Genomic DNA, 22,403 nt, shown 5'->3' with positions numbered 1-22,403 from the left:
GTGGGCACCCGCATCACCAAATCGAGCGCAACAAGGCTGGGACGACGCCGTGATGCGCGCGCTGGACAAGACCGAGACCCTGCCCCGCGATGTGGACGGGCGGGTGCCTCGTCCCTCGTCATTCGGATTCCACCGCGGGATTGAGGCTGGCCGCCGTGGTTGCGTTGCCGGTTGCCGGTTGCCGGTTGCCGGTCGCCCGGGATGCTCTTCAGGCGCGCGCGCCGACGGCCACTGGCCATCCAGCCCCAGCCAAAGCGACCAGGCAAGCCGCAACAAAAAAGGGTTTCAAGCCGAAATGGCTTGAAACCCATATTCTTATAGGGCATTTTGCTATTTTTTCAATAGCAAATACCGCCAACCCAAGGTGGCGGCCGGCGCCGTGCGCCGGCCCGCCTTCCGCCCGGTCCCGATCTCAGTCGCGCCGTTCGATCATGCGGTTGACGCTCAAGGCCCCCAGCGTGCAGGCCGCTGCGGACAGCAGGTACAGGCTCACCGCAAACAGGCCGAAGTGTGCGGACAGGCCGAGCGCCACCAGCGGTGCGAATGCCGCGCCCACCAGCCAGGCCAGGTCGGCGGTGAAGGCCGCGCCGGTATAGCGGTACTTGGACGCGAAATTGGCGGTCACCGCGCCGGCCGCCTGGCCGTACGACAGGCCCAGCAGCACGAAACCGATCAGGATGAACGCATCCAGCGCCACGGCGCCGCCACCGATCAGCGTGGGCGCGAAACCGCTGTAGACGGCGATCATCACCGCCAGCACGCCCAGCGTGGTGCGCCGGCCCAGGCGGTCGGCGATCACGCCTGACGCGATCATGCTGCCGATGGCCAGCACGCCGCCGATCAGCTGGACGAACAACACGTCATTGATCGGCTGCTCGGGGTACAGGGCCGCCCAGGACAGGGGAAACACGGTCACCAGGTGGAACAGCGCGTAGCTGGCCAGCGCCGCGAAGCCGCCGATGAAGACGTTGTATCCCTGCGTGCGCACCATCTCGCCGATGGGCGTGGGTTCCAGTTCGCGCTCCTCCAGCAGCTTGGTGTACTCGTCCGTCACGACCAGGCGCAGGCGGGCGAACAGCGCGACCACGTTGATGGCGAAGGCCACATAGAACGGATAGCGCCAACCCCAGGAGATGAAGTCTTCCGCCGACAGGCTGGCATGCAGGAACAGGAACAGGGCACTGGCGATGATGAAGCCGGTGGGCGCGCCCAGCTGGCCCAGCATGGCATACCAGCCGCGGCGGCTGGCCGGCGCGTTCAGCGCCAGCAGCGAGGGCAGCCCGTCCCACGAACCACCCATCGCCACCCCCTGCAGGATGCGGAACAGGGCCAGCAGCACGATGGAATAGGCCCCCAGGCTTTCATACCCGGGCAGGAAGGCCATGCCGGCTGTGGAAAAACCCAGCAGGAACAGCGCGGCCGTCAGCTTGGTGCCACGGCCCCAGCGGCGCTGCATGGCCATGAACAGCGCGGTGCCGAAGGGGCGTGCGACGAAGGCCAGCGAGAAGACGGCGAAGGCGTAGAGCGTGCCCTGCAGCCGGTCCACGAAGGGAAAGAACACGGTGGGAAAGACCAGCACCGAGGCGATGCCGTATACGAAGAAGTCGAAATACTCGGAAGCGCGGCCGATCACCACGCCGATCGCTATCTCCTCGGGAGCGACGGGGGAGTGTCCGTTCTGTACGGGCCGGGAGTCTTCTTCCGTGGTGGCGCGCGATGAAGATCCGGGAAAATGCTGTGTCAATGTGGTCATCGGCGTGCTCCTTTTTGAATGCACCAGCAGTTTTTGCTTTGGCGGGCCAGTGAACTGTCTCTGGCAGCCGCAACCCACTGTAGGACAAAACGTCCCATTCACACCACAATGGTTTTCACGTAGATTCGACGCCGTCCCGCGGCCATCCGTGCCGCCTTCCACCTTTCTTGCCCGGTATGCCCTCCACCCATCGACTTCGCGGACTGCTCGCAGTGCCCGCGGCCGCGCTGCTCGCCGGCTGCAATGCCGTCGTGCTCAGCCCCTCCGGCGACATCGCCGCACAGCAGCGCGATCTGATCATCGTCTCGACCGTCCTGATGCTGCTGATCATCGTGCCGGTGATCTTCCTCACCTTCCTGTTCGCCTGGCGCTATCGCCAGGCCAACACCGAGGCCGAGTACCAGCCGGACTGGGACCACTCCACAGGGCTGGAACTCATCATCTGGTCGGCGCCGCTGGCGATCATCATCGCCCTGGGGGCCATCACCTGGGTCAGCACCCACAAACTGGACCCCTACCGCCCCCTGGACCGCATCAGCGAAGGTCGTGCCGTGCCGGAAGGCGCCAAGCCCCTGGTGATCGAGGTCGTCGCGCTGGACTGGAAGTGGCTGTTCCTGTATCCCGAGCAAGGCATCGCCACGGTGAACGAGATCGCAGCGCCGGTGGACCGCCCGATCCAGTTCAAGATCACCGCCTCGACGGTCATGAACTCGTTCTACATCCCGGCCCTGGCCGGCCAGATCTACGCCATGCCGGGCATGGAAACCAAGCTGCACGCCGTGATCAACGCGCAGGGCAACTTCGAGGGCTTCTCCGCCAACTACAGCGGTGCGGGCTTCTCGGGCATGCGCTTCCGTTTCCATGGCGTGGACCAGGCGGGCTTCGACCAGTGGGTCAAGCAGGCCAAGGACGCCGGCGGCGAACTGGGCCGCGACGGCTACCTGCAGCTGGAAAAGCCCAGCGAACGCGACCCCGTGCGCCGCTGGGCCACCGTGGCCCCCGGCCTGTATGACGCCATCCTGAACCGCTGCGTGGAAGCCAACCGCATGTGCATGAAGGACATGATGGCGATCGATGCCAATGGCGGCCTGGGCAAGCCCGGTTCGTTCAACGTGGCCTCGCTGGACGACGCCACCCGCTCGCGCCTGGGCCTGGCCGACACGCCCGCCCGCAGCTACGTGGGCGCCATGTGCACCGTCACGAACCCCGAGGGCGCCGCGACGGCCTCCCCGGCCCCTGCCACGCAGCCGATCTAAGCGGCACGCGTTCAGACCCCTCACTTTTCACGCGCCAACGGCACGCGACCTCCGATGTCCGATCCTACAGACCTCACCCGACTTATCTTTGGCCGCCTCTCCTGGGAGGCCATCCCACTGCACGAACCGATCCTGATCGCGACGTTCGCCGCCGTCGTGCTCGGCGGCATCGCCGTGCTCGGTGCGCTGACGTACTTCAAGCTATGGGGCTACCTGTGGCGCGAGTGGTTCACCAGCATCGACCACAAGAAGATCGGCATCATGTACATCATCCTCGGGCTGGTGATGCTGCTGCGCGGCTTCGCCGACGCGATCATGATGCGGATGCAGCAGGCCATCGCCTTCGGTGACAACCCCGGCTTCCTGCCGCCGCACCACTACGACCAGATCTTCACTGCCCACGGCGTGATCATGATCTTCTTCGTGGCGATGCCGCTGGTCACGGGCCTGATGAACTACGTGGTGCCGCTGCAGATCGGCGCGCGCGACGTGGCCTTCCCGTTCCTCAACAACTTCAGCTTCTGGATGACCACCAGCGGCGCCGTGCTGGTGATGGCCTCGCTGTTCGTGGGCGAGTTCGCCAAGACCGGCTGGCTGGCGTATCCGCCGCTCTCGGGCATCCTGCACAGTCCGGATGTGGGGGTGGACTACTACATCTGGTCGCTGCAGATCGCGGGGGTGGGCACGCTGCTGTCAGGGGTCAACCTGCTGGTGACCATCGTGAAGATGCGCGCGCCCGGCATGAGCCTCATGAAGATGCCCGTGTTCACGTGGACCTCGCTGTGCACCAACGTGCTGATCGTCGCCGCCTTCCCGGTGCTGACGGCCGTGCTGGCGCTGCTGTCGCTGGACCGCTACGCCGGTTTCAACTTCTTCACGAACGACTTCGGCGGCAACTCGATGATGTACGTGAACCTGATCTGGATCTGGGGCCACCCTGAGGTCTACATCCTGATCCTGCCTCTGTTCGGCGTGTTCTCCGAAGTCGTCTCCACGTTCAGCCGCAAGAAGCTGTTCGGCTACGCCTCCATGGTCTATGCCACGGTGGTGATCACCATCCTGTCGTACCTGGTGTGGCTGCACCACTTCTTCACGATGGGCTCGGGCGCCAGCGTGAACTCGTTCTTCGGCATCACGACCATGATCATCTCGATCCCGACCGGGGCGAAGATCTTCAACTGGCTGTTCACCATGTACAAGGGCCGCATCAAGTTCGAGGTGCCCATGCTGTGGACCATCGGCTTCATGGTGACCTTCGTGATCGGCGGGATGACCGGCGTGCTGCTGGCGGTGCCACCGGCCGACTTCGTGCTGCACAACAGCCTGTTCCTGATCGCCCACTTTCACAACGTGATCATCGGCGGCGTGGTGTTCGGCCTGTTCGCCGGCATCAACTACTGGTATCCCAAGGCCTTCGGCTACAAGCTCGACCCGTTCTGGGGCAAGTGCTCGTTCTGGTTCTGGCTGATCGGCTTCTGGATGGCCTTCATGCCGCTGTACGTGCTGGGCCTGATGGGCGTCACGCGCCGCATGAGCCACTTCGAGGACATGTCGCTGCAGATCTGGTTCCAGATCGCCGCCTTCGGCGCCGTGCTGATCGCCCTGGGCATCGGCAGCTTCCTGATCCAGCTGGTGGTCAGCTGGCGCAACCGCGAAGCCCTGCGCGACACGACGGGTGATCCATGGGGTGGCCGCACGCTGGAATGGTCCACGTCGTCACCGCCACCTGCCTACAACTTCGCGTTCACGCCGCAAGTGCATGACAACGATGCCTGGCACGACATGAAGCAGCGCGGCTACGAGCGTCCGCTGAGCGGCTTCATCCCGGTGCACATGCCCAAGAACACGGCCGCTGGCGTGGTCATCGCCGGCATTTGCACGGTGCTGGGCTTCGCGCTGATCTGGCACATGTGGCTGCTGGCCGGCGTGTCGTTCGCCGCCCTGCTGGTCGTGAGCATCGCCCACACCTTCAACTACCAACGCGACTACTACATCGATGCGGACACCGTTGCCCGCACCGAAGCCGATCGCACCCGTCTCCTGGCCAGCCATGTCTGATACCACCGCACTCCACCACCCCGGCGCCTCGGGCGCCCCGGCGAAACCGGTCTTCCACCTCACGGAAGAACACCATCCGCAGAACGGCACCCTGCTGGGCTTCTGGATCTACCTGATGAGCGACTGCCTCATCTTCGCCTGCCTGTTCGCCGTCTACGGCGTGCTGGGCCGCAGCTACGCCGCCGGCCCGTCCGGCGCCGACCTGTTCGACCTGCCGCTGGTGGCGCTGAACACGTCCATGCTGCTGCTGTCGTCCATCACGTATGGCTTTGCCATGCTGGAGATGCAAAAGAAGAAGGTCAACCGCACCATCGTGTGGCTGGCCATCACCGGCCTGCTGGGCGCGGCCTTCATCGGCCTGGAGCTGTACGAGTTCAACCACCTGATCCACGAAGGCGCCGGTCCGCAGCGCAGCGCGTTCCTGTCGGCCTTCTTCGGCCTGGTGGGCACGCACGGCCTGCACGTCACCTTCGGCATCATCTGGCTCGTCGTGCTGCTGTTCCAGCTCAAGAAGCACGGCCTGACCCCCGCCAACCGCCGCCGCCTGCTGTGCCTGTCCATGTTCTGGCACTTTCTGGACGTGGTCTGGATCGGCGTCTTCACCTTCGTCTACCTGATGGGAGTCCTGCCATGAGCACCCCCCACAACCACCAGAACCTCACCGACACCCACGATGGCCACCACGGCCACGACGACCACCACGATCACCACCATGAAGACGATGGCGCCAGCCACGGCTCCATGCGCGACTACGTGATCGGCTTCGTCGCATCGGTCATCCTGACCGCCATTCCGTTCTGGCTCGTGATGGGCAAGGTGTTCGAGCAGTCGAGCACCACGGCCCTGGTGATCCTGGGCTTCGCCGCGGTGCAGATCGTGGTGCACATGGTGTACTTCCTGCACATGAACACCAAGTCCGAAGGCGGCTGGAACATGCTGGCACTGGTCTTCACCGTCGTGCTCGTGGTCATCACGCTGGCGGGCTCGCTGTGGGTGATGTTCCACCTCAACCACAACATGATGCCCATGTCGATCCACGACATGAAGAACATGCCTTGACCCCGATCTCCGGCAGCGCGACTGCATCCTCTCCCGCGCCCGCCATGGGCGTGGACAGGCCCGCCCCGCCCCGCTCCCGGGCCGGACTGGCCGCGATGGGGGTGTGCGCGCTGCTGGTGTTTGCCACGCTCGTGGCGCTGGGCAGCTGGCAAGTGGCACGCCGCGCCTGGAAACTGGATCTCATCGAGCGCGTGGAGAAACGCATCCATGCCGCTCCCACCGCCCCCCCCTCCCCCGCCGAATGGCAGCGCAGCCCCGATGCGGCGCGCGACGCCGAGTACCGCCATGTGCGCCTTCGCGGCACCTTCGACCACGCCAAGGAGGCACTGGTACAGGCCAACACCACGCTGGGCGCCGGCTTCTGGGTGGTGACGCCGCTGCGGCAGGCCGATGGCACGGCCGTGCTGGTCAACCGGGGATTCGTGCCGCCGCAGGCCCGCGATCCCGCCGCACGCGCCGCCCCCGCGCCCCAGGGCGAGACCGAGGTGACCGGCCTGCTGCGACTGAGCGAGCCCGTAGGTGGGTTTTTGCGGCACAACGACCCCACCGCCGACCGCTGGTTCTCCCGAGATGTGGCCGCCATTGCCGCCGCGCGCGGCGTGGCCGGCATCGCGCCCTATTTCGTGGACGAGGACGCCGCCCCCCGCTCCGCCGCACCCACCGCCACCACGGGCACGTCAGCGGACGCCCTCCAGTGGCCCGTCGGCGGCCTGACGGTGGTGCGTTTCCCCAACAGCCACCTGGTCTATGCCATCACCTGGTACACGCTGGCCCTGATGGTGGCCGCGGGTGCCTGGTACGTATGGCGCGACGACCGCAGGCGCCGCCAGCACCACGCTTCGCCCGCCACCGATGCCGCTGTCCCCTGACGCCCCGGCCGAACGGCCCGCGCCGCGCACGCGGGCGGCAGTAGCGGACTCCACCGGGCTCAAGAACCTGCAGCAGCTGATCCAGCTGCGCTGGATCGCCGTGATCGGGCAGCTTTTCACCATCGAGGTGGTGCACTACAGCCTGGGCATCATCCTGCCGCTGCAGGCCATGCTGATGGTGCTGGGCGCCTTGGTGGTGTTCAACACGGCCAGCCTGCTGCGCTGGCGCATCGGCCGCCGCGTGCGCAACGTGGAGCTGTTCTTCGCCATGGTGGTGGACGTGGCCATGCTCACCGCCCAGCTCTACCTGAGCGGCGGCACCACCAACCCGTTTGTCTTCCTGTACCTGCTGCAGGTCACGCTGGCCGCCGTGCTGCTGCGCGCGGGCTACACCTGGACCATCGTCGCCATGACGGTGGCCTGCCTGTGCGGGCTGGCCCTGTTCAGCCGCCCGCTCGCCCTGCCGCTGGACCACGACCGGGGGCTGTACAGCCCCTACGTGCTGGGCATGCTGGTGTGCTTCATGCTGAACGCCGTGCTGCTGGTGATCTTCATCACGCGCATCGGCCGCAACCTGCGCCAGCGCGACGCCCGGCTGGCCACCATGCGCCAGCGCGCCGCGGAAGAAGACCACATCGTGCGCACTGGGCTGCTGGCCTCTGGCGCGGCGCACGAGTTGGGCACGCCGCTGTCCACCCTGGCCGTGATCCTGGGCGACTGGCGCCGCATGCCGGCCCTGGCGCAGGATGCCGAGCTGCAGGCCGAGATCGCCGAGATGCAGGCCCAGGTGCGGCGCTGCAAGACCATCGTGAGCGGCATCCTGCTGTCGGCTGGAGAAACCCGGGGCGAGGAATCGATGCAGACCACCGTGTGCACCTTCCTCGACCAACTGGCCGAGGAGTGGCGCAGCACGCGGCCCGTGGGCACGTTCGCCTACGACAACCAGTTCGGCGAAGACCGCCCCATGGTCTCGGATGTCACCCTGCAGCAGATGGTCTTCAACGTGTTGGACAATGCACGGGATGCGTCGCCGCATTGGGTGGGTCTGGCAGCTGAGCAGGAGGCCGATGCCCTGCTCATCACCGTCACCGATGCCGGCCCCGGTTTCGCCCCGGCCATGCTGGAGCAGTTCGGCAAGCCCTACCAGTCCAGCAAGGGCCGGCCGGGCGGTGGGTTGGGGCTTTACCTGGCCACCAACGTGGCGCGCACCCTCGGGGGCACCATCACCGCGCGCAACCGCGCGGCCGGCGGCGCCGCCGTCACCATTACCCTTCCGCTGGCAGCCGTCGCGCTGCAGGAGACCCCGGACCATGGACGCTGACCGCCTGTTGCTGATCGTGGAGGACGACGAGGCCTTCGCACGCACGCTGGCGCGCTCGTTCGAACGGCGCGGCTACCACGTGCTGCATGCGGCCAACCTGCCCGAGGTGGAGGCGCTGCTGGACGGGCACACGCCGGGCTACGCCGTGGTGGACCTGAAGCTCAAGGGCGAGGCCTCGGGCCTGGCCTGCGTGCAGAAGCTCCACTCCGCCAACGAAGACATGCTGATCGTCGTGCTGACGGGCTTCGCCAGCATCGCCACGGCCGTGGAGGCCGTGAAGCTCGGCGCATGCCACTACCTCGCCAAGCCTTCCAACACCGACGACATCGAGGCCGCCTTCGGCCTGACCGAGGGCAATATCGAAGTGGAGCTGACCAACCGCTCCAGCTCGATCAAGACGCTGGAATGGGAGCGCATCCACGAGGTGCTGGCCGAAACCGGCTTCAACATTTCGGAAACCGCGCGGCGCCTCGGCATGCACCGGCGCACCCTGGCACGCAAGCTGGACAAGCGGCGCGTGAACTGAGTCCCGCTCCACCGGGCACCCCGCGCAGAGGGATGCCGGCCATGCCTGCCTGTACAAGCATCGACACCGATCGGAAGCATTGGTACGCTCACGCTGACCTGACAGCGGGGCCTTCGCCAAATCTGGCGCAGGCAGGAGAGCGCAGGCCGCCGCTGAAGGCCGGCGAGGCTCATCGACACCAAGGGAGAACAAACACCATGCGGCAATCCGAAAAGGCGCGTTGGGCTGCCAGCGCCATGCTGGCTCTGGCTTTCATTGCGCCCGCACACGCAGACCAAGACCTGCGCAATTGGGGCAACGACCCTTTCTTTCAGATCTCCCATGCCGTGGCGGACTGCCCGCAACCCCTGGGGCCGCTGCTGACCCGGCAGGAATGGCAGCGCGAGGAACACTACCGCGCTGAACGCGGCAACAGCTGCTACATCCAGGGCACTTGCCGCCTGTCCAGCGGCTATCGGTACGACGGCGAAATCAGCGAGGCCGTGAAACGGCGACTTACCCACATCGCGGAGCAGACGCAATGGGACCGCAAGTCGACCCTGTGGCTCATGCTCCAGCGACGCATCATCTACGTACAGGGCTGCGTGGCCGCCGACTTCGACCGGGAGGCATTCGTGAAACAACTGGCAGAGACGGCCGATGTGGTCACGGTGATCGACCAGATGGCGGTGCTCGGTCCCCCTGATGCGATCCGCTACCCGCTGGCACCGGCGGCGCGATCCCCTGCCGCCGAGGCAAAGCCTTAGCCACCACCGATCCATCTGCCCCCGGGGCAGATCTGTCCAAGGGCCGTGGGTCCTGATCTGGCACCGGAATGCCATCGCCCTGAGTCGCCCGCCCAGCGCCCTGGAATCGACGAGGCGCCCCACTCACACGTTCGCACGCGCGGCACCAGCAGCCGGAGCGGCAGCCATCTGCGCGTTGCCCGACGCCGCTTCAGCAGGTTCATCCCAAGCCGCTCCATCGAAAGCGGAGCGCTTGCGCCTCTTCCATGCGCGTCGCGGCCGTCCATTCCTGAGTTCAAAGGCTCCCAAAAGCGGTTTCCCAGGCCCACCCATGCCCAAATCCGTCTGCTCAGCCGAGGGGAAGGCGATCCTGCAGGCCGCCATGAACCAATATCGATGCGAGTGTTTTTAGCTTCGCCAGCAAGCGGCGTGGCTGAGCAGATAACGCAAGCAAAGCGAACGCACGGCTTCAAATCCTCTAAAAAAACCCCAAAAAACCACGGTTAATGCGGCAAAGCAGCCGGGCTTTTATCCGAAATATAAAAATGCGAATTAAAAAGCAGTTACAGAAACAATAATTTACACACCATACAAATAAAGATCAAAAAAGGCATCGACAAACAAACCTGTTTTTTTAGAAACTGAATCCGCAACAAAAACCCCCGAAAAAATTCAGATCGACCAAAAGCACGGGATCGGGGATCTTCAGAAAAAGGAATCGCTTTAATCCGCTGGATTTATCCAGTTGGGCGAAGCTTTGTCTTTTGCTTTCGCAATGGGTATTCACCCATTGCGAAAGCACTGCAGGCATGGGGTTGCGAACATGGAAAACAAACAGGGGAATTCCAATGCGGGTGGATTCAAGCCATTTTTCGATCGCTCCTGAAACGGTGAACAGCGCGAAGCCCCAAGCACCAAGGCAGCCTTCAGAAAATCCCACAGAAAAAGAAATATCCGGTGGCACCTACGCCCTCGGCAGCCATGTTCTGGGGCAGTACTCGCGTCGGGCAGAGGTTGTGCCGGACGGCGAAGCGCGGATGGACTTCAGGGCATTGGCTGCCGTGGCCGCATTCGAGCTCTGCGACCGGCTCGACCTGCAAATCCCCGTCGCGGTGCTGGACTTCTGGCGCAGCCGCGTGCCACGCACGTCGGGCTTCGAGGTGCGGCCGGCAGTGCATCAACCGATGTTCCGTGCCTTGTGGCCTGCCAATACCGATGCCCAATGGAGAAAATGCCCTGCCAACCAAGTTGGTGCATTCATCGATTTATCCAGAAAAATTCCCGAAAATGGTGCACTCATGGTGCAACTGGCGGACCACACCACTCCCATTGAAATCGGATCCGCCAAAATTCTGATCCACTGCCAACTGGAAAATGAAATAGCGTCCGCCGTGGTGATTGCCAATGCCCGCGATTTTGCAGCACCGGCCTGCAATGCCATTGCCGAGATGTACCTGGAAATCCTGTGCACCATGATGGGGGACAAGAATATATCCGCGTCGCAGGCAGCGGGCATTGGAGTTGCATCGCTTCAATATGCAATCAATATGCTCTCCGGCCATTCACACGAATATGGACCGTTTCTTTCGATTCCCGATTGGCTGGAACAATCGGCGGATCGCCACAGGGACAAGGTAGCGTACTTTTTCGGCAATTCAGCGCTCAGTTACCGGGACTTCAACGGCAAAGCCAACGCTTTGGCCGGCCTGCTGGCAGCCCGGGGAACCGGGTCGGCCACGCCCGTTCCGGTGCTGCTGGGCAACAGCCTGGAGCTGCCCGTCTGCTACTTCGCGCTGATGAAGCTGGGCGCTGCGTTCGTTCCTCTGGACCCGGGCTGGCCGATGGAGCGTCGCGAGCAAGCCCTGGAGGCGCTGAACAGCCACACGGTGCTGTGCACCGACGCTTCCAACGTACCGGCCAGCCACCGGAACCGTGCGGTGGCGGTCGACGTCGCCCTTCTCGACGGCACCTCGGCCGCCCGCATCCAGGCTCCTATTGCCCCTGAACAGGCCATCTACGGCATCTTCACTTCTGGAACGACCGGACGGCCCAAATGCGCCATGAACAACCATGCGGGACTGACCAACCGGTTCCAGTTCATGACGCGCTATTTCCACCGCGACGGCGGCATACGGTGCGTGCTGCAGAACACGCGGCACACCTTCGATTCGTCGGTATGGCAGTTGTTTTGGCCGCTGACGGCCGGGGGCAGCACCGTGATTCCGCAGGAGGGGGCCCACCTCGACCTCGAAGGCACGGTAGAGACGATTGCACAGCACGGCGTCGACATGACGGATTTCGTGCCCAGCGTGTTCAACCAACTGGTGGTGCTGGCAGAGCACAGCCATGACATCCGCCGTCGGCTCGCCACGCTGCGTGAACTGGTGGTGGGTGGCGAAGAGATCACGCCGCAAATGGTGCACCGGCTGCGTGCCATCCTGCCAGCGCTGCGCATCACCAATGCGTATGGTCCGACGGAAACCTCGATCGGAATGGTGTTCCACCCGGTCGAGGATGCCGACGGACTGTCGATCCCGCTGGGACGGCCGATCGACAACTGCAATGTCGTCGTCGTGGACTCGGCGCTTCGGCCCTTGCCGCCCGGCGCCCGGGGCGAACTGCTGGTGGGCGGCGTGTGCGTCGGTAACGGCTATCTGCACGATGCACAGCGCACGGCGGCCGCCTTCGTGGACAACCCTTTTGCCTCGATTGCGGGGGCCAAGCTCTACCGCACCGGCGACCTCGGCTACTTCGACAGCCTGGGCCGGCTGCGCTTTTCGGGTCGCAAGGATTTTCAGGTGAAGGTCGGTGGGGTGCGCATCGAACTGGGCGAAATCGAAAGCGCCGCGGAGCAATGCCCTGGCGTGAACCACGCCAAAGCGATGACCGTGGGCCAGGGTGACGACCGGGCACTGGCCTTGTTTGCCGCCGGCGATGCCGGCCTGACACGCGACGCGCTGGAATCCCACCTGCGCGGGGCATTGCCGCGCCACACCGTGCCGCGGCACATCGTGCTGCTGGCAGAGATGCCGACCACCGACAACGGCAAGCTCGACCGCAAGGCGCTGCTGAGCCAGCTCGAGCGCCCTGCCCTGGACACCTCGGCGGACACGTCCGTGCAGCAAGACGCGGCCATTTCGCTGGCCGATGCCGTGCTGGCGGTCTTTCGCCGTCAGTTGCACCAACCGGCCCTGGGCGCGGACGATCCATTTTTCGACCATGGCGGCGATTCGCTGCAGGCCGTGTCGCTGATCGTGTCGCTGGAAAAACGCTTTGGCGTGCCAGTGCGCATCGCGGAACTGATGGCGCAGCCGACCGCGCGGCAGATCGCTGGCTGCATCGAAGCGAAACAGCGTATCGCCACCCCGGGCCATTGCGAAGGCCGCGAAGAAAGCCAGGAACCCCAGGACGAACAGGCGATGGAACGCGATGCCACGCTGCCCGCCGGCTGGGTCGCAGCGCGCCGGTCGGATCACAACGCACCAAGGCAGCCTTCCAGCATCTTCATGACGGGTGCCACCGGTTTCGTGGGCAGCCACCTGGTTCGCGAAATCCTGTCGAGCGACGCCACCGCGACGGTGCATGCCCTGTGCCGGCATGCCGGCAACGCACAGTCGGCAATGGAGAAAGACTTGCAGGAACGAGGCCTGTGGCGGCCGGACTTTGCAGGCCGGCTGGTGGCTGTTCCGGGCGATCTGGGCCAGCCGGCCTTCGGCCTGGAAGCGGCCGCCTGGCGCCAGCTCTCGCAATCGTGCGACGCCGTGCTGCATTGCGGGGCGATGGTCAACTTTCTGTACGACTACGGCGCCCACCGCGCGACCAATGTTCTGGGCACCCGGGAGGCGCTGCGCCTGGCCCTGGAGGGCCGGGCCAAGCCGCTGCACCACATCTCCACCCTCGGGACGCTGGACCAGCACGCCGCGCTGCAGGCTTCGCCGCTCGCCGAGGACTTCGACCTCGCTCAGGGCGTCCGGCCCGCCAGTGGCTACAGCCGCTCCAAGTGGGCCGCGGAGCGCCTGCTCGACGCAGCGCGAAGGCAAGGCGCCCATGTATCGATCTACCGGCTGGGCGAGGTCATGCCGGCCGCCGCAGAGGGTCTGCTTCAGCGGCCCAATGAGCGCGCGCTGACCCACTTTCTGCTGACGGCCATCGCGCACCTGGGGGTCCGGCCGGCCGCGGAGATCGTCTCCGACTGGTCGCCTGCGGACTACGTGGCGCGCCGCGTGGTGCTCGCCATGCGTTCGCCCCAGGCATGGGGCCGCACCTTCCATTTGCTGCATCCACAGCGAATGGCCTTTCCGACGATCTTCGAAGCCGCCGGCACCCCGATGCCGCAGGTGTCCTGCACGGCCTGGATGGAGCGGCTCGATGCGGCCGTGGCAGCGGGCGGCCCGCGGGCACTCACCGTGGTCCGCCGCCTGCTGCCAGCCGCAGGCGATGAACGGGCCTTCGCCGACGCCCTGTCCGCACTGCTGACGGACAACCCCCGTCTTTTCCGGCGCGACGAATGTGCGGGGCTGGAGCAGGCTATGGCCGCGGAAGACGGCAGGGACTTCTCAGCCTCCATCGGCCGCTACGCGCGGCAGTTGCTCCGGTCCGGAGCCGCAGCGCCATCGGCCGTGCGCTGATCCCCTCGACTGCTTTGGTTTCCCGTATTTCTTTTCTTTGATCGACAGGAGTGGGCGCGATGCACTATCGACGGATGGGCCGGCTTGGCTGGCAGGTGAGCGAAGTGGGCTATGGCATGTGGGGGATCGCGGGAGGTCCGGGCAACTTCACTGGCGCCAACTACGAAACGGCGCCGCGCTGCCTGGAGCGCGCGGTGGAACTGGGCTGCAACTTCTTCGACACCGCCTGGGTGTACGGGCGCGGCATCAGCGAGCAGATGCTGGGCAGCCTGCTGCGTGCGCACACGGGCGACCGGCTGTACGTGGCAACCAAGATCCCGCCGAAGAACCGTGAATGGCCGCCCCGACCGAGCGACCGCCTGCAGGACGTGTTTCCGGCCGATCACATCCGCGAGTTCACGATGAAGAGCCTGGAAAACCTGGGCACGGATCGCATCGACCTGATGCAGCTGCACGTCTGGGAAGATCGCTGGGCGGACGAAGAAGAATGGCAGCGCGCATTGGGGGACCTGCGTGCCGAAGGGCTGATCGAGGGCATCGGCATCAGCGTCAACCGCTGGGAGCCGGACAACTGCCTGCGGGCCATCGACACCGGGCTGATCGACGTGATCCAGGTGATCTACAACATCTTCGATCAGGCCCCGGAAGACCGGCTGTTCCAGGTGGCTGCTCAGAAGGACATCGGCCTCATCGCGCGGGTGCCTTTCGATGAGGGCGGGCTGACGGGAACGCTATCCCACGACACGGTGTTCCCGGCCGAGGACTGGCGATCGACCTACTTCGGGCCGGAAAACCTTGGCCCCACCGTGGACCGCGCCGAGCGGCTGCGCACGGTGTTGCCCGAGGGCATGGCATTGCCCGAGATGGCGCTGCGTTTCATCCTGCACCACCCGGCAGTCTCGACGGTGATTCCCGGCATGCGCCAGCTGCGCAACGTCGAGGCCAATCTGAGCGTGAGCGACGGGCGCCGGATGGAGGCTCCGCTGCTGCAGACGCTGCGCGCGCACCGCTGGGACCGCTCGCCCACCGCGTGGTCCCAGTGAAGGGCCATCCGGCCGAGCCCCCTCTCGCCCCCTTTTTTCCGGAGCCTTGCATGAAACAGATCATTGCCCTGTGGGCGCATCAACGCGCGCTGTCCACCGCCTTCCTGCGCATGATGATCGAGCGCAACGACGTCACCGTGATCCATGAGCCCCTGGTGACACTGCTCGACACGGGCGAAGTGCCCCTGCCCGATGGTTCGGGCGGCCAGGTGGTGGTGCGGTCCGAGCGCGCCTTCTTCGACCACCTGCGCACGCTGGCAGCGCATCGGCCCGTGTTCTTCAAGGACACGGTGGAGCACCGCTACCGGTACCTGTTCGACCACCCCGAGGAGGTGGCGGACATCGAACACACCTTCATCGTGCGCGACCCTGCGCCGACGATCAGTTCGATGTACCACATGAAGCCGACCATCGCCTTGCATGAGGTGGGCTACGAACACCTTTTCGAGATCTTCGAGCTGGCCACCCGGCTCAAGGGGTCGGCCCCGGTGCTCGTCGATGCCGACCGCCTGGTCAAGACACCGCAGGCGGTGGTGCAGCGCTATTGCGAAGAAGTCGGCCTGCCTTTCATCGCCTCGGCCCTTCAATGGCAGCCCAGCGATCGGCCGGAATGGAGCCGCACCCGCCAATGGCATCTGGACGCGATGCGCAGTTCGGGCTTTGCGGCCACCGCCAAGGCGTACCCGGACACCGTGGCCAACAACCCGCTGCTGAAGGGGTACTTCGATCACCACTACCCGTTTTACCAGCAGCTCGTACAGCACGCCATTTGAGGTTCGCGCGTCCGCGCGATTGCCACCCAGTTCCCTTCCAGACACGTTCCGCCTTTCACGTCGTTCTCACCCCTTCCCAACCGAGAGAAAGCAGCCAACACCATGTCGTCGATCCAAGCCAATGCCATCGCCCCCCTCCGCCCCGTCGAGGCCCTGTCCTCCGGCGAACAGTTCGCCCAGGCGTACCTGAAAAAAAGGGGACACGACCGAAGTGCACTTCGACTTCACCATCACCGAGGCCTTCAAGCCCACGCAGGACCGGCCCCGCCTGATGGTGAGCCAGCTCTTCAGGAAGCGTCTGGTGAGCGAGACGCACAACCGCTTTTGGTCCGAGAGCCGCCCCCCCAAAGTGGAGACCGGCGGCATCCACGAAGGAGACTTGCGCCAGGAGGCCACCTTCCGCTTCGGCATGGGCGAAGGCATCGTGCGCCCGATCTCGGCCTGGGTCCAGCTGCCGCCGGAACTGGCGGGCGACGAGCGCGGCATCGCAGAATTCATCGACTACCGGCTTCTCGTGCGCCTGGCCACGGCGGAAAACCAGGCGCTCACCTTCGGCCCGCACGGCCTGCTCAACCATCCCGGCGTAACGCGGCTGCCCTACGCCACCAGCTACTTCGACGGCATCATGGCCGCCTGCAACGCGATCGAGCAAAACGGTGCCACCGCGCACGCCATGATCGTGAACCCGGTGGACTACTACCACGGCCTTCTGGGCAAAGGCATCCTGGGCGACCTGCAGCAAAACGGCACGAAGATCGTGCGCACCCGCATGGTGGCCCCGGGCTGTGCGCTGGTCGGCGATTTCGCGGTTGCGGCGCGCATCCTGCACACGGGCAAGTCGGTCATCCGCGTGGGCACGCCACCCGCCGGCACCTTCGCCACGGAAGGCACGGCGGTCTGCGCGGAGATCTACGAAGGGCTGGCAGTGCACCTGCCCACGCACTTCTTCCATGTCGTGAAGGCCGACTGAGCCCCGCAGCACCGCGCGCGGGATGGCCCGCGCGCCCACCGACAAGGACCGCCCCCATGAACGCCCCACAGACCGGCCTGGCTTTCTACCGGCCTTTCATGCCGATCTTCCTCGGCCTTTTCTTTTGCCATCTGGGCATCGGCGCCACGCTGTCGGTGCTGCCCTTCTACGTCAAGGACGCGCTCGGCGGCAGCGATGTGGACGTGGGCACCGTCATCGCCGCCATCGCGGTGGCGGTGGTGCTCACCCGGCCCGTCGCCGGCCGGCTGTCGGACCGCATAGGGCACCGGACGCTGATGCTGCTGGGCGCCCTCCTTTGCGTGCTGGCCGGCGCCGGCTACGCCATGGCGCAGCGGGTGGATGTGCTGACTGCCGTACGGGTGCTGCACGGCATGGGCGAAGGTTGCGCCTTCACCGCCGGGGCCACCTGGCTGGTGGGGCTTGCGCCCACAGCCCGGCGCGGAAAGATCATCGGGCTCTACGGGGTGAGCATGTGGTCGGGCGTGACGCTGGGGGCGCTGGCCGGCGCAGCGCTGATGCAGGCAGCCGGGTTCTCCGCCGTCTGGATGCTCTGCGTTGCCGCGCCCCTGGCCGGCTTCGCTTTCGTCATGGCCAAGCCCGCGCCCCCAAAGGTGCCCGCGGCGGCCAAAAGCGCGCTCTTTCCTCGGTCGGCGTGCCTTCCCGGCGTCACCCTGGCGCTGGGGTCCATGGGGTATGCCGCGCTGGCCTCGTTCGTCTCGCTGTACATGGCGGCCAAGGGCATCGACAACGGCATCCTGGCATTCAACGTGTTCGGCTTCGCATATGTGGGATCACGGCTTTTTCTTGGCCATTGGCCCGACCAGTTCGGGCCATATCGCGTTGCCCTGTGGGCGGCATTGGGCGAGGCCGTGGGCCTGCTGCTGCTCGCCATCGCGCCCAACCTCATGGTGGCGGTGCTGGGTGGGCTGGCGATGGGGCTCGGACTCTCGCTGTTCTACCCCTCGCTGGCACTGATCGTCATCCAGAAGACCGAGCCGGCCCACCACGGCGCCGCGCTCGGCATGTTCACCTCGTTCTGGGATCTGGGCATCGCTGCCGGGGGCGTGGTGGCCGGGTTCGTTGCGGCCCGCTTCGGCTATGCCGAGATCTACGGCGTGATGCTGGCGGCCACGCTGGCCAGCACGGTCGGCGTGATGCTGCTGTGGATGCCGCTGCGCGCTCGCGGGCGGCCATCGCTGCCGTCATGAGGCACACCCTCCGGCCACGCCCTCATATTCAGACACCTCTTTTTTCAAGGAGCCGACGACATGTTTCTCGATCATCTGCAGCGGCTGGAAGCCGAGAGCATTCACATCCTGCGCGAGACGGTGGCGGAGGCGGACAACCCCGTCATGCTGTATTCCATCGGCAAGGACAGCTCGGTGATGCTTCACCTCGCGATGAAGGCGTTCTACCCCGCACGGCCGCCATTCCCGCTGCTGCACGTGGACACGCTGTGGAAGTTCCGCGAGATGATCGCCTTCCGGGACCAGCGGGCGCGGGACACCGGCATGGAGTTGCTCGTGCACAGCAACCCCGACGGCATCGCGATGGGCATCGACCCGTTCGTGCATGGATCGGCGGTGCACACCGACCTGATGAAAACCCAGGCGCTCAAGCAGGCGCTGGACCACCACCGGTTCGACGCCGCCTTCGGCGGAGCGCGCCGCGACGAAGAAAAATCGCGCGCCAAGGAACGCGTGTTCTCGCTGCGGTCGGTGCACCACCGCTGGGATGCGCGGCGACAGCGGCCCGAGCTCTGGCGGGTCTACAACACCCGCAAGCACCAGGGCGAGAGCATCCGCGTATTCCCCCTCTCCAACTGGACCGAGGCGGACATCTGGCAATACATCGCACGCGAGCAGATTCCCATCGTGCCGCTGTACTTCGCCAAGGAACGGCCCGTGGTGGAGCGCAACGGGATGCTGCTCATGGTGGACGACGAGCGCCTGCCCCTCGCCCCGGGCGAACACCCCCGGATGCGGCGGGTGCGCTTTCGCACGCTGGGCTGCTACCCGCTCACCGGCGCCATCGAAAGCGATGCCGATTCGCTGGAGGCGATCATTGCCGAGACCCTGGCGGCGCACACTTCCGAGCGGCAAGGCCGGGCCATCGACCACGATGGCAAAGGCTCCATGGAACTGAAGAAACAGGCGGGGTATTTCTGATGAGCGGCACCCAACCCTCTCCCGCGCCGCAGCGCAGCCTGCTGCGCGTCATCACCTGCGGCAGCGTGGACGACGGCAAGAGCACGCTGATCGGCCGGCTGCTGTACGAATCCAAGAGCCTCTACGAGGACCAGTTGCAGGCGTTGGCCGCCGACTCCCGCAAGTCAGGCACGCAGGGCGGTGCGCTCGACTTCGCGCTGCTGGTCGATGGCCTGGTGGCCGAGCGGGAACAGGGCATCACCATCGACGTGGCCTACCGCTACTTCTCATCGCCCACGCGCAAATTCATCCTGGCCGACACACCGGGCCACCTGCAGTACACGCGCAACATGGCCACCGCGGCCTCCAACGCCGGCGCGGCCATGGTGCTGGTGGATGCGCGCAAAGGGGTGCTCAGCCAGACCCGGCGGCATGCCTACATCGCCGCGCTGCTGGGCATCCGGGCCCTGGCCCTGGTGGTCAACAAGATGGACCTGGTGGACTACCGCGAAGACCGCTTCGCCGAGATCGAAGCGGAGTTCTGCGCGCTGGCGCAGCAGATGGGCCTGCCTGCCCCGGTGTGCATTCCCATGTCGGCACTGCGAGGGGACAACCTGGTCGAGCGCAGCCTTCAAACGCCGTGGTACCAGGGGCCCACGCTCGGACAGTGGCTGGAGGCCACGGAGGTCGACGAGGCAGGCGCCGCGCGACAGCCGCTTCGGTTTCCGGTGCAATGGGTGAACCGGCCGAGCGAAGACTTTCGGGGCCTGGCAGGCACGGTGGCAGCGGGCAGCGTGCGCGTGGGTGACGCGGTGGTGGTGCAGCCCCGCGCCCAGCTGGCACGCGTGAAGCGCATCGTCACGTACGATGGGGATCTGCCGGCCGCCACGGCGGGCCAGTCGGTCACCCTGGTGCTGGATGCCGAGCTCGACGTCTCGCGCGGCGATCTCATCGCCGACCCGGCCTCTCCCGCGGAAGTGGCCGACCGCATCGAAGCCGACATGGTCTGGTTCAGCGAAACCCCTCTCTTTCCTGGCCGCGGGTACTGGCTCAAATGCGGCCCCCGCACCGTAGGTGCGACCGTCACGCGCATCGTCCACCGGGTGGACATCGAAACCTTCGACCGGCTGCCTGCGGACCAGCTCGACATGAACGCGGTGGGCCTGGTCGAGCTGACCCTGGACCAGCCCATCGCCTTTGACGCCTACGACCTCAACCGCGACGCCGGCGGGTTCCTGCTGATCGACCGGATCGACAACGAGACCTCCGGGGCGGGCATGCTCGTGCGTGCCCTGCGCGATGCCGACAACCTCGTTTGGCACCACACCCAGGTCAGCAAGGCGCAGCGGGCCGCCATCAAGCACCAGAAAGGCTGCGTGCTGTGGCTCACCGGGCTTTCCGGCGCCGGCAAATCGACCATCGCCAATCGGGTGGAGCAGCAGTTGCACCGGCGCGGCTGCCACAGCTTTCTGCTGGACGGGGACAACGTCCGGCACGGCCTCAACAAAGACCTGGGGTTCACCGATGCCGACCGGGTCGAGAACATCCGCCGGGTGGGCGAAGTCGCCAGGCTGATGGTGGATGCCGGGCTGATCGTGCTGGTGGCTTTCATCTCGCCGTTCCGTGCCGAAAGGCGTGCAGCGCGCGCGCTGCTGGAGGCTGGCGAGTTCCTGGAGGTGTTCATCGACGCGCCGCTGGAGCTCGCCGAGCAGCGCGACCCGAAGGGGCTGTACCGAAAGGCCCGCAGCGGCGCCCTGAAGAACTTCACCGGCATCGACTCGCCCTACGAGCCGCCGGAGCAGCCGGACATCCACATCCAGACGGCGTACATGTCGCCCGAACAGGCCGCCGACTGCATCGTCTCCCGGCTCATCGCCGCGGGGCTGGTGGTGCCGCCCTCGGCGGCGCGCACCGCCGCCACCGCATGAGCCGCACCGGCTCTGCCGGCACGGGCGCCGAGTCGCACTGGGACGCCATCGTCCTGGGCGGGGGCATGGCCGGGGCCAGTTGCGCCTGGGCACTGGCGCAGCACCGGCGGGTGCTGCTGCTGGAGCGCGAGGCGCATTGCGGCTACCACGCAACCGGCCGTTCGGCCGCCCTGTTTTCAGAGTATTTCGGTAACCGGACGGTCCGCGCGCTCACCGCGGCCAGTCGCCCGTTTTTCGAAGCACCCCCTGTCGGCTTTGCTTCAGTGCCGCTCGTGGCGCCGCGCGGCGTGGTGGCGCTGGCAACGCAGGACGACGTGGACTGCGGCCGCATCGACACCGCCCTGGCTGCCGGCCACCATGCCCACCAACCCGCCCGCGTGATCGGGCTGGACGCGGCGCTGTCGCGCTGCCCGGTCATCGACCCGAGGCCTTACCGCTGCGCCGTGTGGCGCCCCTCGGTCATGGACATCGACGTCGATGCACTGCACCAGAGCTACCTGCGCGGCATCCGGGCCGCCGGCGGCCGCGTGCAGACCGCCGCGGGGGTCGAGTGGGCCGAGGGCGATGCGTCGGGCCACTGGACCGTCCACACGGTGGCGGGCCGGTTTCACACGCCCTGCCTGGTGAACGCCGCAGGCGCCTGGGCCGACGAGGCCGCGCGCCAGGCCGGCGTGGCGACCATCGACCTGGTGCCCAAGCGGCGCACCGCCGTGATCGTGGACCTGCCCGACGGCATGCCCGGCCAGCCCGCGCTGGCGTCCTGGCCGATGGTGACGGACCTTGCCGACACCTTCTATTTCAAGCCCGAGGCCGGGCGCCTGCTGGTCAGCCCCAGCGATGAAACCCCCATGCCGCCCTGCGACGTGCAGCCCGAGGAGTGGGATGTGGCCGTTGCGGTCGATCGGCTGCAACAGGCCACCACCCTGGCGGTGCATCGCGTGGCCCACCGCTGGGCAGGCCTTCGCAGCTTTGTTGCCGATGGCTCGCCCGTGCTCGGGGCCGCCGGGAATGCGCCCGGCTTCTTCTGGGCCGCCGCGTTGGGCGGGTACGGCATCCAGATCGCACCGGCGGTGGGACAAGCCGTGGCCTCCCTGGTCCTCACGGGGGGCCTGCCGGACCATTTCGTCGAACGCGGGCTTTCGGCCGCCGCTCTGAGCCCGGACCGGCCCACCCTTGCCGAAGCCCCCTGCGAGCGCCTCGAAGCACTGCCATGAGTGGCGGTGGGCCTGAATCGGAACGCCATGGGCGCCTGGTCGATGCGGCCGGCCATCTTTTGCCCAATGGCTCAGGCCAAGCCGCTACAGGGCGCTCCGGCCGTTGCCCCAG

General features: G+C 66.2%; 18 protein-coding genes and 2 pseudogenes. 17 read left to right on the top strand and 3 right to left on the bottom strand.

Going from position 1 to position 22,403, the window contains the following annotated elements:
* Positions 1–304 (top strand): annotated as a pseudogene (locus AC27IQ_RS02625) (hypothetical protein); the annotation flags it as partial.
* A gap of 108 nt (positions 305–412) precedes the next feature.
* On the opposite strand, the gene AC27IQ_RS02620 reads toward AC27IQ_RS02625, so the two are convergent.
* Entirely contained in the window at positions 413–1,753 is a 1,341-nt protein-coding gene (locus AC27IQ_RS02620; protein ID WP_284428810.1) for an MFS transporter, read from the bottom strand.
* Between the two features lie 176 nt (positions 1,754–1,929).
* Between AC27IQ_RS02620 and cyoA the strand changes: the two genes are divergently transcribed.
* The 8 genes from cyoA (at position 1,930) to AC27IQ_RS02580 (ending at position 9,588) form a co-directional block, all read left to right on the top strand.
* The gene (gene cyoA / locus AC27IQ_RS02615) at positions 1,930–3,009 is read left to right on the top strand and encodes a ubiquinol oxidase subunit II (RefSeq protein ID WP_272564071.1); all 1,080 of its coding nucleotides are present in this window, start codon (positions 1,930–1,932) and stop codon (positions 3,007–3,009) included.
* Positions 3,010–3,063: 54 nt separating this feature from the next.
* The gene (gene cyoB / locus AC27IQ_RS02610; protein ID WP_284428811.1) at positions 3,064–5,067 is read left to right on the top strand and encodes a cytochrome o ubiquinol oxidase subunit I; all 2,004 of its coding nucleotides are present in this window, start codon (positions 3,064–3,066) and stop codon (positions 5,065–5,067) included.
* Positions 5,060–5,701, top strand: coding sequence for a cytochrome o ubiquinol oxidase subunit III (gene cyoC, locus AC27IQ_RS02605; RefSeq protein ID WP_284403380.1), 642 nt, complete (start codon positions 5,060–5,062; stop codon positions 5,699–5,701). Before cyoB ends, cyoC begins: the two co-directional genes overlap by 8 nt.
* Entirely contained in the window at positions 5,698–6,126 is a 429-nt protein-coding gene (gene cyoD, locus AC27IQ_RS02600; protein WP_272564074.1) for a cytochrome o ubiquinol oxidase subunit IV, read from the top strand. The genes cyoC and cyoD overlap by 4 nt, the downstream gene beginning before the upstream one ends.
* A 44-nt stretch (positions 6,127–6,170) precedes the next feature.
* Entirely contained in the window at positions 6,171–6,995 is an 825-nt protein-coding gene (locus tag AC27IQ_RS02595) for an SURF1 family protein (RefSeq protein WP_487088009.1), read from the top strand.
* Positions 6,979–8,316, top strand: a complete 1,338-nt coding sequence (locus AC27IQ_RS02590; RefSeq protein WP_284428813.1) for an ATP-binding protein — start codon at positions 6,979–6,981, stop codon at positions 8,314–8,316. The genes AC27IQ_RS02595 and AC27IQ_RS02590 overlap by 17 nt, the downstream gene beginning before the upstream one ends.
* On the top strand, positions 8,306–8,842 hold the full coding sequence (locus tag AC27IQ_RS02585; RefSeq protein WP_284399448.1) for a response regulator transcription factor: 537 nt from the start codon (positions 8,306–8,308) through the stop codon (positions 8,840–8,842). The genes AC27IQ_RS02590 and AC27IQ_RS02585 overlap by 11 nt, the downstream gene beginning before the upstream one ends.
* Positions 8,843–9,039: 197 nt before the next feature.
* Entirely contained in the window at positions 9,040–9,588 is a 549-nt protein-coding gene (locus AC27IQ_RS02580; protein WP_487087999.1) for a BON domain-containing protein, read from the top strand.
* 613 nt (positions 9,589–10,201) lie between these two features.
* Here the strand turns inward: AC27IQ_RS02580 and AC27IQ_RS02575 are convergent.
* Together AC27IQ_RS02575 and AC27IQ_RS02570 are read right to left on the bottom strand one after the other, a co-directional pair.
* Entirely contained in the window at positions 10,202–10,531 is a 330-nt protein-coding gene (locus tag AC27IQ_RS02575) for a hypothetical protein (protein WP_487087997.1), read from the bottom strand.
* A gap of 213 nt (positions 10,532–10,744) precedes the next feature.
* Positions 10,745–11,053: a hypothetical protein gene (locus AC27IQ_RS02570; RefSeq protein WP_487088011.1), complete on the bottom strand. Its 309-nt coding sequence runs from the start codon at positions 11,051–11,053 to the stop codon at positions 10,745–10,747.
* Between AC27IQ_RS02570 and AC27IQ_RS02565 the strand changes: the two genes are divergently transcribed.
* From AC27IQ_RS02565 to AC27IQ_RS02530, 8 genes and pseudogenes are all read left to right on the top strand, one after another.
* Complete coding sequence (locus tag AC27IQ_RS02565; protein ID WP_487087995.1) at positions 11,016–14,195, top strand: non-ribosomal peptide synthetase; 3,180 nt, start codon at positions 11,016–11,018, stop codon at positions 14,193–14,195. The genes AC27IQ_RS02570 and AC27IQ_RS02565 overlap by 38 nt on opposite strands.
* Before the next feature lie 59 nt (positions 14,196–14,254).
* Positions 14,255–15,238, top strand: coding sequence for an aldo/keto reductase (locus AC27IQ_RS02560; protein WP_284409042.1), 984 nt, complete (start codon positions 14,255–14,257; stop codon positions 15,236–15,238).
* A gap of 50 nt (positions 15,239–15,288) precedes the next feature.
* Positions 15,289–16,011 (top strand): sulfotransferase-like domain-containing protein, encoded by a 723-nt coding sequence (locus AC27IQ_RS02555; RefSeq protein ID WP_487087993.1) that lies wholly within the window; start codon positions 15,289–15,291, stop codon positions 16,009–16,011.
* A gap of 205 nt (positions 16,012–16,216) precedes the next feature.
* A pseudogene (locus AC27IQ_RS02550) lies at positions 16,217–16,981 on the top strand (family 3 encapsulin nanocompartment shell protein); the annotation flags it as partial.
* Between the two features lie 56 nt (positions 16,982–17,037).
* Positions 17,038–18,210, top strand: a complete 1,173-nt coding sequence (locus AC27IQ_RS02545; RefSeq protein WP_284403366.1) for an MFS transporter — start codon at positions 17,038–17,040, stop codon at positions 18,208–18,210.
* 60 nt (positions 18,211–18,270) lie between these two features.
* Positions 18,271–19,170 carry a sulfate adenylyltransferase subunit CysD gene (gene cysD / locus AC27IQ_RS02540; protein WP_487087991.1) on the top strand — a complete coding sequence of 300 codons (900 nt, stop codon included), beginning with the start codon at positions 18,271–18,273 and terminating at the stop codon, positions 19,168–19,170.
* Positions 19,170–21,077 (top strand): sulfate adenylyltransferase subunit CysN, encoded by a 1,908-nt coding sequence (gene cysN / locus AC27IQ_RS02535; RefSeq protein WP_284409036.1) that lies wholly within the window; start codon positions 19,170–19,172, stop codon positions 21,075–21,077. The genes cysD and cysN overlap by 1 nt, the downstream gene beginning before the upstream one ends.
* Positions 21,074–22,291: an NAD(P)/FAD-dependent oxidoreductase gene (locus tag AC27IQ_RS02530; RefSeq protein ID WP_487087989.1), complete on the top strand. Its 1,218-nt coding sequence runs from the start codon at positions 21,074–21,076 to the stop codon at positions 22,289–22,291. The genes cysN and AC27IQ_RS02530 overlap by 4 nt, the downstream gene beginning before the upstream one ends.
* Positions 22,292–22,403: the final 112 nt, after the last annotated feature.

This window comes from Acidovorax sp. KPB24-07, from assembly GCF_057543315.1.
Note: the sequence above shows the minus strand (reverse complement) of the source record. Positions and strands in the feature narration are given on the sequence as shown.

Excerpts from the sequence above, each read along its gene's own strand:
- AC27IQ_RS02620 (WP_284428810.1), bottom strand. The coding sequence starts at position 1,753 with ATGACCACATTGACACAGCATTTTCCCGGATCTTCATCGCGCGCCACC.
- cyoA (WP_272564071.1), top strand. The coding sequence starts at position 1,930 with ATGCCCTCCACCCATCGACTTCGCGGACTGCTCGCAGTGCCCGCGGCC.
- cyoB (WP_284428811.1), top strand. The coding sequence starts at position 3,064 with ATGTCCGATCCTACAGACCTCACCCGACTTATCTTTGGCCGCCTCTCC.
- cyoC (WP_284403380.1), top strand. The coding sequence starts at position 5,060 with ATGTCTGATACCACCGCACTCCACCACCCCGGCGCCTCGGGCGCCCCG.
- cyoD (WP_272564074.1), top strand. The coding sequence starts at position 5,698 with ATGAGCACCCCCCACAACCACCAGAACCTCACCGACACCCACGATGGC.
- AC27IQ_RS02595 (WP_487088009.1), top strand. The coding sequence starts at position 6,171 with ATGGGCGTGGACAGGCCCGCCCCGCCCCGCTCCCGGGCCGGACTGGCC.
- AC27IQ_RS02590 (WP_284428813.1), top strand. The coding sequence starts at position 6,979 with ATGCCGCTGTCCCCTGACGCCCCGGCCGAACGGCCCGCGCCGCGCACG.
- AC27IQ_RS02585 (WP_284399448.1), top strand. The coding sequence starts at position 8,306 with ATGGACGCTGACCGCCTGTTGCTGATCGTGGAGGACGACGAGGCCTTC.
- AC27IQ_RS02580 (WP_487087999.1), top strand. The coding sequence starts at position 9,040 with ATGCGGCAATCCGAAAAGGCGCGTTGGGCTGCCAGCGCCATGCTGGCT.
- AC27IQ_RS02565 (WP_487087995.1), top strand. The coding sequence starts at position 11,016 with ATGTACCTGGAAATCCTGTGCACCATGATGGGGGACAAGAATATATCC.
- AC27IQ_RS02560 (WP_284409042.1), top strand. The coding sequence starts at position 14,255 with ATGCACTATCGACGGATGGGCCGGCTTGGCTGGCAGGTGAGCGAAGTG.
- AC27IQ_RS02555 (WP_487087993.1), top strand. The coding sequence starts at position 15,289 with ATGAAACAGATCATTGCCCTGTGGGCGCATCAACGCGCGCTGTCCACC.
- AC27IQ_RS02545 (WP_284403366.1), top strand. The coding sequence starts at position 17,038 with ATGAACGCCCCACAGACCGGCCTGGCTTTCTACCGGCCTTTCATGCCG.
- cysD (WP_487087991.1), top strand. The coding sequence starts at position 18,271 with ATGTTTCTCGATCATCTGCAGCGGCTGGAAGCCGAGAGCATTCACATC.
- cysN (WP_284409036.1), top strand. The coding sequence starts at position 19,170 with ATGAGCGGCACCCAACCCTCTCCCGCGCCGCAGCGCAGCCTGCTGCGC.
- AC27IQ_RS02530 (WP_487087989.1), top strand. The coding sequence starts at position 21,074 with ATGAGCCGCACCGGCTCTGCCGGCACGGGCGCCGAGTCGCACTGGGAC.